Consider the following 13,454-nt stretch of genomic DNA (forward strand, 5'->3'; position numbering starts at 1 on the left):
TAAACGAAGGAGTGCCGACAGTGGAGAGCGATCTCTTCGACCCCGACCACGAACTCTTCCGCGCCTCGGTGCGCGGTTTCGTCGACAAGCATGTCGTCCCGAATATGGAGAAATGGGACGCGCAGCGGCTGATCGACCGCGATACCTGGCTCGCCGCCGGCCGCCAGGGCCTGCTGGGCCTCTCGGTGCCCGAGGAATTCGGCGGCCCCGCGGAAACCGACTACCGGTACCGGGTGGTCATCCAGGAGGAGATCGCCCGCGCCGGCGCCTCGGCGCTGCAGTCCGGATTCTCCACCAATGACGATATCGTGCTGAACTACCTGCTCCGGCATGCCACCGGCGAACAGCGCCGGCAGTGGCTCCCCGGTTTCGTCAGCGGGCAGACCATCGGCGCGATCGCCATGAGCGAGCCCGGCGCCGGTAGCGATCTGCGCGCGGTCACCACCACCGCCGTGCTCGACGGCGACGAATGGGTCGTCAACGGCGCCAAGACATTCATCACCAGCGGGATTCTGGCCGATCTCGTGATCGTGTTCGCCAAGACCGATCCAGCCGCCGGATCCAAGGCATTCAGCCTGATCGTCGTCGAGGACGGTACGCCCGGCTTCACCCGCGGCCGCAAACTCGACAAGGTCGGGCTGCACGCCCAGGACACCGCCGAACTCTTCTTCGACAACGTCCGGGTGCCCGCGTCGAATCTGCTCGGGGAGCAGGGCAGCGGATTCGCGTACCTGATGCAGTCGCTGCCGCTGGAACGGCTCGGAATCGCCATCGCGGGTCAGGTCTCCGCCGAGGCGGTCTTCGCCTGGACCATGGACTACGTGCGGGAGCGCACCGCCTTCGGCAAGCGGATCGGTGAATTCCAGGGAATGGGTTTCGTGCTCGCGGAACTGCGCTCGGCCATCGAGGTCTCCCGGGCCTATATCGACCGCTGCGTCCGCGCCCACAACGCCGGTACGCTCACCGCGGTCGACGCGGCCAAGGCGAAACTGTGGGCGACCGAACTGCAGGGCCGCGTGATCGACGCGGGTGTCCAGTTCCACGGCGGCTACGGCTACATGATGGAGTACCCCGTCGCCCGGGCCTATCTCGACCACCGGATCCAGCGGATCTACGGCGGAACCAACGAGATCATGAAAGAGATCATCCACCGCGACCTCATGAAGGCCTGAGCGGCCCCGGATCAGTCGGCCCGGGCCGAGTCGCGCACGGGCCCGGGCGGCGCGAGGCGATCTGCCGTAGCGTTTCACCATGCAGTCCGATACACCGCCCGAGCGGCATCCGGGGACACGGTTGACGTCCTTCGTCAACGACGGACTCACCTTCGATGTGCTCGACGAGGGTCCACTCGATGGTATTCCGATCGTGCTGCTGCACGGATTTCCGCAGACGGCCGCGCAGTGGTCGCGGCTCACCCCGTTCCTGCACGAACACGGTTACCGGACCCTCGCTCCCGACCAGCGCGGCTACTCACCCGGCGCGCGACCTCGCGGGCGTTTCGCCTACCGGATCAGCGCACTGGTCGGCGACACGGCGGCGCTGATCACGGCGCTGGGCGGTGCACCCGTGCATCTCGTCGGACACGATTGGGGATCGACCGTTGCCTGGGCCACCGCGGCACGGCGTCCGGATCTGGTCCGGACGCTCACCTCGGTCTCGGTACCGCATCCGATGGCTTTCGCGCGCTCGCTGCTGAGCAGTAGCCAGGCCCTGCGCACCTGCTATATGGCGCTGTTCCAGGTGCCGTGGATCCCCGAGGTGGTGCTCTCCGCCGCTTTCCGGGCGGCGGGTTCGGCCGGTGATACGAGCCTGCGGCGCCGTGCCGCCGCCCTGTCGGGCCTCGACGACGAGCAGCTGGATCGGTTGCGCCGCGATATCGTCGACAGCGGTGCTCTGCACTACGCCCTGAACTGGTACCGGGCGATGCCGATCGTCGACCGGCGGCGCGCCGGGCAGAAGGTCGGCGCACCGACAACCCACGTCTCGAGCAGCCGGGACATTTTCATCGCCCGTCGCGGCGCCGAGCTGACCCCCGAATACGTGACCGGTCCTTTCGACCACGAAATCCTCGACGCGACCCACTGGGTACCGGAGGAACGCCCGGAGGAGTTGGCCGCGATCATCCTCGCCCGCATCCGCTCGGCCGGATAAGGCACCCGGCCGAGTCGGCCGCGATCACCCTCCCCCGCACTCGCGCGGCCGGCCACGGCATCCGGCCGAGTCGGCCGCGATCGTCTTGTGCCCGCGCTCGCTCAGCCGGGTGAGGGACCCTGCGACCCCGGCCGGTCTATCGATGGGAACGCTTCCCTACCACCGAACCGGGCGACAGCTATCCGGCGGCCGGTTCGGGGACGCGGGCCGGATCGGTCGCGGGAGGCTGGAGAACCCCGGCCCGGACCAGCGCGTCGATTTCGGTATCCGCCATCCCGAGCACTCCGGCGCAGACCTCCCGGGTGTGCTCACCCGCGATCGGGGCCTGCCGGGCCGGGGGGTCGGCGATCTCCGCGAAGGCCGCGGCCCGGGCAGTGGCGGGCAGGGTCATCGGCAGTAGTTCGTGCTCGACATTCGTGTAGGTCGCGCGGGCCGTCAGGTGTGGGTCGGTGAGCAGTTCCGGCAGCCGCAACATGGCACCCGCGGGTACCCCGGCCTGCTGGAGGTCCGCGGCGGCTTCCCGCGGGTCCCGGGTGCGCAGCCACTGCGCGACCAGCTGATCCGCCGCGGCGCGGTGCGCGATGCGTTGCGCCCCGGTGGCGAATCGGCTGTCGCCCCGGAGCTCCGGCCGGTCGACCAGATCGCACAGTGCAGCCCACTGGCGGTCGTCACGCACCGTGACCACACACCATTCGTCGTCGCCCGCACACGCGTACACACCGCTCGGTGCGGCATCGGGGTCCGCGTTCCCCGGCGCGGTCACCGTGCCCGGCCGCAGACCTTCGGTGACCAGCTGGGTGCCCAGTTGCATGAGCGCGGTATCGGCCTGGGCGACTTCGATATTCGTGCCGCGGCCACTGCGCCGGCGGGCGATCAGGGCGGCGAGTACCGATACGGCGGTGATATGGGCGGCGATATGGTCGGGGTAGACGGTCTGTCCGTCGCAGAGCAGTTCCGCGTCGCCGGGGTAGCGCCACAGCGCCGACACTCCACACGAGGCGCGGACCAGCGGTCCGTAACCGAGCCGGTTACGCCACGGTCCCGTGCCGCCGAACGCACTGGATTCCGAGACGATCACGCGTGGATTGATGTCCGCGAGAACCTCGTAGGACAGCCCCATCGAGGCGAGTGTGCCGGGTTTGAAGTTGGCGAGCACCACGTCCGCATCGGCGACGAGCCGACGGAACAGCGCGACGCCCTCGGTACTGCGCAGGTCCAGTCCGAGACTGCGCTTGTTGCGGTGTCCCCACGCGACGGAGGCCGCCAGCGGGGCGCCGCGTTTGGATTGGCGCAGACCGTCGGGGAAATTCACGTTCTCGATCTTGATCACATCGGCGCCGTAGTCCGCGAACTGCCGGCTCAGTTCGGCACCGAAGACGATGACGCCGAGGTCCAGCACTCTGAGTCCCGCCAGCGGCGCGGCCGATGGCGCACCGGCCGGGGTGGTGGCGGGGCGGTTCCGGGACAGGTCCACGGCATCGTGCTCGCCGGGTTCCGGTGCCCGCGTGCGGAATCCGGCGCGGTGACCGGCGATGGACACGTAACCCGAAGGGATGCGGGCATGCAGCCCTTGGGCGAGTTCGGCGTCCACGAGAGAGCCGGTCGTATCGAAATGTTCGGTGGCGAGCACTTCGGACAGCGTGTGCACGCCTCCGACCGGTACCCCGCGCCGGGCGCCCTCGGCCACCAGCTCCGCCTGGGTGTGCCCGGCGAACAGCCGCTCGATGAGGGGATGCAGAGAATCTGCGGCGGCGAACCGGGCGGGAATGGTGTCGTATTTCGGATCCGCGAATTCCGCTGGCGCCCCGAGCCATTCGAACATCCCGCGCCACTGCCGCCTGGCCAGCAGGCAGATCCGGACGTGACCGTCGCGGCACGGGAATACCGGGTAGAAATTCGACGCGTCGGGGCGGCCACGCGGAAAGTCCTCCGACCGCCCGGCCGCGGCGGACCCCTGCGTTCCGAACCCGGGATCGAAACCGTGCACCATCGCCTCGAAGGCCGAGATATCCACGGTTTCACCACGACCGGTATCGAGCCGGCGGTGGTAGGCGAGCAATGCCGCCCAGGCGGCGTGCACACCGACTGTTTCCTCGACCAGACCGGCCGGCGGAAGCAGCGGTTCGGCGCCGGGAGCCCCGGAACGGGAGAGCACACCCGACATCCCGTAGAGGACCGATTCGGTGGCCGTCCAGTCACGATAGGGTCCGTCCTGACCGAACCCGCTGATCGACACCCACACCAGACCCGGCGCGGCACGCCGGATCTCGGCCGGACCCACACCGAGCTCCGGCAGATAACCGGGCGGCCGGGATTCGAGCAGAATATCGGCGTCATCGGCCAACTCGGCCAGGCGGGCCCGGCCGGGTGCCGTGGTGAGGTCGACGGTGATCCCGAGCTTGTTCGCGTTGCGCAGGGCGAACGGGATGCTCACCCCGTCGACAACGGGGTCGGCCGTGCGCGATCGCGAGCCGCCCGGCGGTTCGACGCGGATCACCTCGGCGCCGAGGTCGGCGAGATAACGCCCACTGGATTCTCCGAGGCCGTCGGTGAGGTCGAGGACCCGGACGCCGTGCAGCGGAAGGTTCATCGTTGGCTCCTTCGGTGGTACCGCTCAGCGCGTACCGAAGTAGACGGACTTCGTGGTGTAGTAGGGGGTGAGGCCTTCCGGGCCGAGTTCGCGGCCGAGGCCGGAAGCCTTGACCCCGCCGAACGGCGCGTCCAGATCGAGTTGGTAGTGATTGACGCCCACGGTGCCGCTGTGGATCCGGTCCGCGATGGCCAGGCCGCGTTCCTCGTCGGTCGTCCACACCGTGCCGCCGAGCCCGTACCGGGAATCGTTGGCGATCTCGATCGCGTCCTCCTCGCCGTCGTACGGGGTGATCGTGAGCACCGGGCCGAAGATCTCGTCCTGCGCGATCCGCGCGGCATTGTGCACGCCTTCGAAAACCGTCGGCTCGACATACCAGCCGGTGGGCCGGTCGGCGGGGATACCGCCCCCGGTGGTGATCCGGTAACCGTCCCAGCGCCCGGAGTCGATGTAGCCGACCACCCGATCGCGCTGCGCGGCGCTGACCAGCGGACCGATCTGGGTCTGCCGGTCCAGCGGATCGCCGATGCGCAGCTTCCGCACCGTCTCGGTGACGGCCTCGACGACCTCCGCGTACCGGCTGCGGGGCGCGAGGATCCGGGTACTCGCGTGGCAGGTCTGGCCGTTGTTCACCAGTGCGACCTCGAGCAGATTCGCCGCGAAGACATCGAGGTCGGCGTCCGGGGCGACGAGGGCGGCGGATTTACCGCCGAGTTCCAGGGTGACCGGTCGCAGCAGCCGCCCGCACACCTCGCCGATGGCCTGTCCGGCGGGCGTGGACCCGGTGAAGGCGACCTTGTCGATATCGGGATGTCCGACCAGATACGATCCGGCCTCCCGCCCGCCCGGGACGATGTTCAGGACGCCCGGCGGGATTCCCGCCTCCAGGGCTACTTCCGCGAAAACGAAGGCATCCAGAGCGGTTTCGGGTGCGGGCTTGAGCACTACGGTGCAACCGGCGGCCAGCGCGGGCGCGAGTTTCATCGCCGCCAGCGATTGCGGATAGTTCCACGGCGTGATGGCCGCGACGACACCCACCGGGTCCCGCCGCACCACCGTGCGACCGCCGAAGGCACTCGGCCGCACGTCGTCGCGCACGGTATCGCGCACCGCGTCGGCGTAGTACCCGAACATCAGGCCCGGGGCGTAGCCGTTGACGGCGATCGACAACGAGATCGGCATACCGTTCTCGCGGCTGGTGAGTGCTGCGGTCTGCTTCGCCCGCGCTTTCAGCGCCGCCGCGAACGCGTCCAGATGCGCGCCACGTTCGGCCGGGCTCAGCGACCGCCACGCCGGCAGCGCCCGGCGGGCGGCGGCCACAGCGGCGTCGATATCGGCCTGCTCCGCCAGCGCGGAGGTGCCGAGAACTTTCTCCGTCGCCGCCTCGATCACCTCGACGGTGGAATCGGTACGCGGGGTGGCCCATTCGCCGTCGATGAACAGCGCGCGCCGGTCCAGGGTGGTGTCCATTTCGGTCCTCGGGTAGTTCGGAATGATCAGAGGGTTTCTTCGCGGCCGAACAGCGTGGAGCTGACGATCGGGGCCATCGGCCCGCCGATGAACAGCGAGATATGTGCGCCGGCAACGGGGTTGGCCGAGGTGCCACGGATCTGCCGTACGGCCTCGGCGGCCAGCCCCATCCCGTTCACGAAGGAATCCGCGATATTGCCGCCACTGGTGTTGACGGGCAGTTTTCCGATACCCGCGGTCAGATTGTCGACGGTGAGCACCTCACCCGCGGCCGGGCCGGCCGGAGCGAGTCCGTGATCGATCAGGGCGGCCACGGCGGGGCCGCTGAAGTTCTCGTACACCTGGACGACGTCGACATCGCCGGGTCCGAGCCCCGCGGCGGTCCAGAGGCGGTCGGCCACCCCTGGACAGCCGGGACGGCCCGCGAACCCGGCACTGGTGTAGAGGTCGTCGTTGTCGACGATCGACGAATAGCCACCGGGCGCCCCCTGACTACCGGCCAGGACATAGGCGGCATCCGGCCGGAGCGCGCGGGCGCGCTCGGCGGGCACCAGGACCAGCGCGACCGCGCCGTCGCTCTCCCGGGAGCAGTCGAAGAGGTGGAACGGCTCGGTGATCATCCGTGACGATTCGTAGCCCTGCTCGTCGAGTGGTCTGCCGTATCCGGCGGCCGTCGGGTTGTTCTGGGCGTGCCGGTACGCGGCCAGCACCAGTGCCCGCAGCGCTTCGCGCGGTACGCCGTCGTGTTCCAGCAGCCGCTGGGTCCGCAGCGCGCACACCTGGGCGGGCGAGCCGACCCCGTGCGCGAGATAGTGCGGACCGTAGAAGTACTTCGCATAGCCGAGCCGGCCGCTGTCCTCCTGCGCCATCGCCCGGAACACCACGACGCATTCGGCCTGACCGGTGGCGATGGCCACCGCGGCATTGTTGATCGCGGCGGCGACGGCGCCCCCGCCGCCGCCCCACATCATGGTCGACCAGCGCACCTCCTCGACACCGAGTGCACCGCCGAGGATCGCGCCGTCGTGTCCGCCACCGGCGTAGGAGACGAAACCGTCCAGCTCCCGGGGGGATATCCCGGCATCGGCGCACGCGGCGACGATCGACTCGAGGGTCATCCGCAGCTCACCGTGCGGCGCCTCGCCCCGCTTGTAGTGCAGATCGGCGATGCCGACGACCGCGGCGGCTCCGCGTAGCGACCCAGTGCTCACGAACGTGCTCCTTCTGTGCTGTCCCGCCGCCACCGCAGCAGCGGCCAGGTCGCGCCCTCGTCGAGTTCGATATGCCCGGCCACCCGGTCCCCGATCCGGACCCCGTCGGCGTCGTCGCCGGTGAGAATCCCGAGGACGCGGCGATTACCGGCGCCCGGCAGTTCGACCAGAACGGTCACATACGGTGTCCGGTCGGCGAGTTCGGTGATGAACGGATAGTGACTGCGCGACCAGCTGTAGACGGTGCCCACCGGCTCGACCGCTTCCCAGCCGGGGTCGAAGGTGTGGCAGACCCCGCAGATCCACTGCGGCCCCCAGATCCACTCGGCGCACTGCCCGCAGCGTTGCAGGCGCAGTTCGCCCGCGACCAGCCCGTCCCAATACGGCTGATCCAGGCCGTCCGCGGCGGGTCCCCAGGGGAACTCGCGGACAGGGGGGTCTGCGTGGTCACGCTGCGCTACCGCCTCCGGGCCCGACTCGCTCATGCTGTGTCCACCGGGCACGAGCGAGGGCCCTGCATGGTGACGCTTCGCTGCCGCCTCCGGGCCCGACTCGCTCATGCCGGGCCCCCGGCGGCAGGGAAGTTCTCGAGTGCGGCGGCCTTCCAGACACCGTCGTGGAGCTCCCAGATCGAGCGCAGCCCGATCACACCGTCCGGGGTGTCGTAGACCGTCTCGCCGATCTGCTTGTCGCCGTCGGCGCGGACGTCTTTGATCTCGAAACCGTTCACCGCACCCCGGGGCACCGTGACACCGTCGAAGACGGTGGACAGATTCTCCGGCACCATATCGGCCAGCGCCGCCTTCATGTTCCCGGTCACGACGTGGCCGACATGGCGCTCGTAGAGCGCGCGGAAGTCCTGTTCGGACATGACTCTCTCCTTGCTCCCCCGGGGTCGCCGATGCCGTGCGGCACGCGGTGACCGATTACTTTTACCTTATGTCTTTAGGTTTATCCAGTCAATGACCGGCCCGCGGCAAACCTGCCCTGCCAGGTCAGTCTGTGGAAAACCGGAAACTTCCGTCCACGGCGATCGTCACTCGTTCGCCCGCGACATCCTCGGTCGCGAGGCGTGCCGAGGCCTCCGGGTCATCGGTGACTGCCAGCGTCCGCCCGCTCGGCGTGCGCGCGGCGAGGAAGCCCCGCTCGGGCCGCCCGTCACGGTCGTGGACCGCGGTCCACGATTCGATCGTCGCCCGGCCCGCGTACCCGGGTTCCGCGCCGACCGTCGGCTCCCGGTCCACGACCGGCTGCACATCCTCGCGCCGGAATCCCACCGCCGGCGGCTCGGTCCGGTACACCCCGAAGGCGTGTTTGGTCAGGTAACCGCCATTCGCGGTCACCAGCCCGTATGAGCCCGGCGATTCACGCAGCCGGGTGGCCAGGGCCGCGATCGCGTGGGTGCTGTAGTTGTTCCACGGCCCGCCCGCGAAGGTCAGGCCACCGGTGACCGTCAGCGGCCGGCCCGGATCGTCCACGGCGAGTCCGAGTTCCCGCGCCGCCACCTGCACGGCCGACGGGAAACACGAGTACACGTCGATATGGGTGAGGTCGTCCAGCCCGATGCCGGCCAGATCGAGGGCACGCGCGCCCGCGATCCGGATGGCCGGCGACCGGTCGAGCGCACCGCGCGCGGCGATATCGTAGGTGTCGTGCGCCTCGGTGCCCGACTGGGGAAACACCCAGTTCTCCCGGGCGATCCCGAGCCGGGTGGCCACCTCCACCGAGCACAGCAGCAGCGCCGCGCCCTGCTCGACCATATTGTTCGAGTTCATCAGCTTGGTGTAGGGCGAGGCGATCCACCGGTTGTCGGCGCTGGGGGTCACGATCTCCGCGGCGGTGTATTCGCGTTGCGTCCAGGCATACGGATTCGCGGCCGCGACCTTGCTGAAGCCCGACCACAGCTCCCCGATCGCAGCCCGATGGTCCTCGATCGTGCGCTCCGCGCCGATCCGTAACGCCTGTTCGAACAGTGGATAGATATAGGCGGGCCGGTCCAGCCCGGCGCGTTTCTCGGTTTCCGAACGCATCGGCACTTCGGGCACCAGCATCGGCGCGGGCGCCACGGTGTCGTCCTGCACGGTCCAGTCGGGCCGAATCCCCTGGGCACGCAACTTCGTGCGGGTCCGCCAGGATTCGGCGCCGCCGATGAGCACGACCTCTGCCCGCCCGGCCGCGATATCCTCGGCGGCCGCATTGACCAGGGCCTGCGGGGTGCTGCCACCACTGCCCGTATATCCGGTGTGCGCGGGCTGCGCGCCGATACGTGCCGCGACGAGCGCACCGGGATCGCGATAGCGCCAGGAGAGCAGGCCGACGATCCGCACCGAGCCGACCAGTTCGAGCAGCCGGGCGCTACCGGCTTCGTCGGCCGCCCGGGCCGCCGCATCGGCGATCAGGTCGACCGGTTCCCGGCCGCCCGCGCGATCGCTGATCTGTCCACCGCCGACGAGAACCGGCGTTCGCGGGTCCAGTGTCACGACCGCACCGCCTCGAGGATCCGCTCCCGCGATTCGGGGCGCGGCCGGCCGCCGAGTATCAGCGTGGTCAGGCAGGTCGGTTTCCAGCGGTTCACGATATCCTCACAGATCTTGTCGACGGGTCCGAGGAGCGCGACGTCCTCCACCATGGCCGTGGGCACCGCGCCGGCCGGCATCTGTGCAGCGCCTCGATGAGTCGGCATTCATCCCCTCGAGCGCACCTGGGCGGTTGCGGCGAAGCAGCAGTACGCCGGACCGCGGACACTCGGTCCGGATCAGGTCGGCCATACGTCCTATTCCCTCGGATCGGCTGTCACGGCACCTTCGAAAGCGTCGGGCCGTCGACCTCTAAAGCTAATACCATTAGGTTAAGATCTCAACATCCGTATGCGCCGGAAACGAACTCACACCGATCGGGCGATCGGCGCTTTTCGTCGTTATCCCGTGACAGCGTGGATGGCCGCGGAGTGAGACCGCGCGAGCCGCGGTGCTGCGTCGGGAAATCTGACCGTGACCCCGCGCGCGTAGGCTCATCAGGTGAAGCAACTGACGATCGGTGTCGTGGCGACCTCCCACAAGGAGGACGAGCATCGGCTCGCGATCCATCCGGCGCACTTCGACCGGATCGACCCCGGCATCCGCGCGGGCATCTTCCTCGAACACGGTTACGGAGACCGGTTCGGTTACTCGGACGCGCAGCTCGCACCGCTGGTCGCCGGGCACCGGACGCGCGCGGAGCTGTTCGCCGGATGTGAGGTTCTGTTGCTGCCCAAACCGCTGGCCGAAGACCTCGAGGACCTGCGCCCCGGGCAGGTCGTGTGGGGGTGGCCGCATTGTGTGCAGGATCGGCGAATCACCCAGCTGGCCGTGGACCGGCAGCTGACCCTGATCGCGTGGGAAGCGATGAACCATTGGACCGCGGACGGAAATTTCAGCCTGCACGTCTTCCACAAGAACAACGAGCTGGCCGGTTACTGCTCGGTCATGCACGCACTGCGACTGCGGGGTGTCACCGGCGACTACGGCAAGAGATTGCGGGCCGCCGTCATCAGCTTCGGTGCCACGGCCCGGGGCGCGGTGCGCGCGTTGTCGGCACTCGGGATCAGCGATGTGACGGTGCTGACCCAGCGCAGCGTTTCCGCTGTCGCCTCGCCGTTCGCGTCCGTGCGGATGCAGACCTTTCAGCGCGACCCCCGCAACCCCCGCCATACCCTGGCATTGAAGGCGCCGGAGCCGGGGCCGCTGGCCGAGATGCTTGCCCACTACGACGTGATCGTCAACTGTATGTTCCAGGACACCGAGAATCCCCTGCTCTTCGTCCTGGACGAAGACCTCGGGCTGTTTCCGCGTTCGACCCTGTTCATCGATGTCTCCTGCGACGCGGGTATGGGTTTCGAATGGGCCCGCCCGACCTCGTTCGCCGAACCCATGTTCACCGTCGGTGAGGATCTGCACTATTACGGCGTCGACCACAGCCCGTCGTATCTGTGGAACTCGGCCACCTGGGAGAACTCCGAGGCCCTGCTGGAGTATCTGCCGATCGTGGCGGGCGGGCCCGACGCCTGGGACGGCAACGAGACCGTCCGGCGGGCGATCGAGATCCGCGAGGGCCGCATCCGGAACCCGCGGATCCTCTCGTTCCAGGGGCGGGCCGAGACCTACCCCTACGGGCCTCGGTGACCTCGACCTTCCCGGCGAGCCCTGGCACCCCGGCGACGTAGGTCGGCACGCTCCAGCCAGGTATAGACCGCGTCGTACCCGGCCATGACGAGCGCGACCACACCCGTGAGACCGGTGATCACCGCAGCCGGGATCAGGTTCGACGCCGAACACAGCACGGCCACAACCAGGAGTCCGGCGCCGATACCGAGGCTCCACCTCCCGAGGCCGCTCATGCCGCCACCACCTCGCCGCCCAGCGCGCGCACCTCGTGCGACCCGATTCTCTGGGATGTGTCTGTCACCGTTTTCCGTTCGACGTAGCGGCAGGCGAGTGTGAATTCTAGACCTTCTCGGGCGGATTCGCGTCCGCCGGATTGCCCGACCCGAAATTCTCCGATCGAGTCCTACCGACTGTGCATTCCTCACAAAGCCCCGCCGAAACTATGGCAATACAGACCGTTTCGCGACGAGTATCTGCCGTCTAGCATTATCCACCAGAGTTCGTGCGAGTTACCTCTTCATTCCTGTATCACCACGATGTCGAAATCCAGTGGACGAATTCCACTCCGGTTGGGATGAAATCATATGGCCTCAACGCCGATACCGGCACCGCGCGGGATCGGAGACGCGCCCGTTTCGCTCTCACGTAGTCCCGCGGCAGCCCTGATGAGCGGAGTGGCACGGCTCTCCACGACCGCTGCCCACCTCTGCCGAGGTCTCGGCAACCGGCTGTTTTCCACCAGTCACCACCTCGCCGGACCGAACGGGGCGGCAGCGAGGCTGGACGGTGTGGACCGCCGCGCCGGAGCGGCCCTGCTGGGCAGTGGAAACGTACATCTGCGTCGCAATCATGTCGAGGAAGCGATGAAACCCCCGAACGAGAAGGCGGGGTATGGAGGCGCGCTTCTGGTCGGCGGTGGGATCGCGGTAGCCGGTGCGGTGGCGGCGGGAGGTGGTGGCGGCTCGGAGCCCTCCGGCGGATCCGGCGGCAACGGGGACGACAACGGTGGGGACAACGGTGGGGCAGCCCCGGCGGACCGGGAACGGCGTCCCGCTCCGGAAGGGTCGAAGAATTACCTCGAAGGCCCGTTGGACACCGGCCTGCCCGGCGATTTCGACGAACAGCTGGATCGGGTCGGCGGCGGTGATTCCGCCGCCGAACAGAAGATCCGGGAATTCCGCACCAACGGTTGGCAGATCAGATTCACCGAGCCGGGGACGATCAAAGGTGAGACCTACATGGATTGGGACCATGTGAACAATGACGGCCTACACACTCTGTGGCTGTCCACCGACCTGATGAATCTCCCGCCGGAGGAATTGCTCACGACCATCGCGGAAGCCATTCCCTGATCCGGACGCCTATTCGTCCAGCTTCGCGAGAATGCGGTCGGCGATCGACGCCAGGGCATGTACCTGATCTTCGGTGAGCGCGTCGAATACCAGCTCACGCACAGTTTCGACATGTTTGGGTGCCGCTTGCTCGATAGCCTCGCGCCCCTGCTCGGTGAGCACGATGAACGCGCCGCGCGCATCGTCGGGGCAGTCTTCGCGGACCACCAGCCCGCGGCGCTGCATTCTTCCGAGGTGATGGGACAGCCGGCTCTTCTCCCATTGCAGTGCCTGCCCCAGCTCACCCACCCGCATCCGGGGCTCCGGCCGATCGGTGAGCTGGACCAGCACATCGAAATCGGACAGCGAGAGCCCGGAGTCGTTCTGCAACTGCCGGTGCAGCCGGGCGACCAGCTGGGTGTGCATCCGCAGATAGCCCCGCCAAGCGTGGCGCTCCCGCTCGTCGAGCCATCGCGTCTCGGTCATATGGCCAGGTTAACGCATTAGTTGACATATCACCAAACTCCGCGCACCATCTAGGTGATACATCAACTACTCA

Annotated in this window: 13 protein-coding genes; 4 read left to right on the top strand and 9 right to left on the bottom strand. The window is 68.3% G+C overall.

The window, feature by feature from the left end; all coding sequences use genetic code 11:
• Positions 1-20: 20 nt before the first annotated feature.
• A complete protein-coding gene (locus AB0F41_RS00455; protein WP_357420448.1) occupies positions 21-1,172 on the top strand; it encodes an acyl-CoA dehydrogenase family protein in 1,152 nt (383 codons plus the stop codon).
• A gap of 79 nt (positions 1,173-1,251) precedes the next feature.
• Complete coding sequence (locus AB0F41_RS00460; protein WP_357420450.1) at positions 1,252-2,151, top strand: alpha/beta fold hydrolase; 900 nt, start codon at positions 1,252-1,254, stop codon at positions 2,149-2,151.
• A gap of 178 nt (positions 2,152-2,329) precedes the next feature.
• Here AB0F41_RS00460 and AB0F41_RS00465 read toward each other — a convergent pair whose 3' ends face one another.
• From AB0F41_RS00465 to AB0F41_RS00495, 7 genes are all read right to left on the bottom strand, one after another.
• A complete protein-coding gene (locus tag AB0F41_RS00465; RefSeq protein WP_357420452.1) occupies positions 2,330-4,741 on the bottom strand; it encodes a CoA transferase in 2,412 nt (803 codons plus the stop codon).
• Between the two features lie 24 nt (positions 4,742-4,765).
• Positions 4,766-6,211 (bottom strand): aldehyde dehydrogenase, encoded by a 1,446-nt coding sequence (locus AB0F41_RS00470; RefSeq protein ID WP_357420454.1) that lies wholly within the window; start codon positions 6,209-6,211, stop codon positions 4,766-4,768.
• A 26-nt stretch (positions 6,212-6,237) separates the two neighbouring features.
• Positions 6,238-7,422 carry a transporter gene (locus tag AB0F41_RS00475; RefSeq protein ID WP_357420456.1) on the bottom strand — a complete coding sequence of 395 codons (1,185 nt, stop codon included), beginning with the start codon at positions 7,420-7,422 and terminating at the stop codon, positions 6,238-6,240.
• Entirely contained in the window at positions 7,419-7,907 is a 489-nt protein-coding gene (locus tag AB0F41_RS00480) for an OB-fold domain-containing protein (RefSeq protein ID WP_357420457.1), read from the bottom strand. The genes AB0F41_RS00475 and AB0F41_RS00480 overlap by 4 nt, the downstream gene beginning before the upstream one ends.
• Positions 7,908-7,978: 71 nt before the next feature.
• On the bottom strand, positions 7,979-8,293 hold the full coding sequence (locus AB0F41_RS00485) for a hypothetical protein (RefSeq protein WP_357420459.1): 315 nt from the start codon (positions 8,291-8,293) through the stop codon (positions 7,979-7,981).
• 124 nt (positions 8,294-8,417) lie between these two features.
• Positions 8,418-9,902 (bottom strand): acetyl-CoA acetyltransferase, encoded by a 1,485-nt coding sequence (locus AB0F41_RS00490; RefSeq protein ID WP_357420461.1) that lies wholly within the window; start codon positions 9,900-9,902, stop codon positions 8,418-8,420.
• Positions 9,899-10,078: a hypothetical protein gene (locus AB0F41_RS00495; RefSeq protein ID WP_357420462.1), complete on the bottom strand. Its 180-nt coding sequence runs from the start codon at positions 10,076-10,078 to the stop codon at positions 9,899-9,901. Before AB0F41_RS00495 ends, AB0F41_RS00490 begins: the two co-directional genes overlap by 4 nt.
• Positions 10,079-10,439: 361 nt before the next feature.
• Between AB0F41_RS00495 and AB0F41_RS00500 the strand changes: the two genes are divergently transcribed.
• Complete coding sequence (locus AB0F41_RS00500; RefSeq protein ID WP_357420464.1) at positions 10,440-11,582, top strand: N(5)-(carboxyethyl)ornithine synthase; 1,143 nt, start codon at positions 10,440-10,442, stop codon at positions 11,580-11,582.
• On the opposite strand, the gene AB0F41_RS00505 is transcribed toward AB0F41_RS00500, so the two are convergent.
• The gene (locus AB0F41_RS00505) at positions 11,567-11,797 is read right to left on the bottom strand and encodes a hypothetical protein (RefSeq protein ID WP_357420465.1); all 231 of its coding nucleotides are present in this window, start codon (positions 11,795-11,797) and stop codon (positions 11,567-11,569) included. The genes AB0F41_RS00500 and AB0F41_RS00505 overlap by 16 nt on opposite strands.
• A gap of 555 nt (positions 11,798-12,352) precedes the next feature.
• Here AB0F41_RS00505 and AB0F41_RS00510 point away from each other — a divergent pair.
• Complete coding sequence (locus AB0F41_RS00510) at positions 12,353-12,916, top strand: hypothetical protein (RefSeq protein ID WP_357420467.1); 564 nt, start codon at positions 12,353-12,355, stop codon at positions 12,914-12,916.
• Positions 12,917-12,925: 9 nt separating this feature from the next.
• Here the strand turns inward: AB0F41_RS00510 and AB0F41_RS00515 are convergent, their stop codons facing one another.
• Positions 12,926-13,381: a MarR family transcriptional regulator gene (locus tag AB0F41_RS00515; protein WP_357420469.1), complete on the bottom strand. Its 456-nt coding sequence runs from the start codon at positions 13,379-13,381 to the stop codon at positions 12,926-12,928.
• Positions 13,382-13,454 lie beyond the last annotated feature (73 nt).

This window comes from Nocardia sp. NPDC024068 (assembly GCF_040638875.1).
Lineage (GTDB): Bacteria > Actinomycetota > Actinomycetes > Mycobacteriales > Mycobacteriaceae > Nocardia.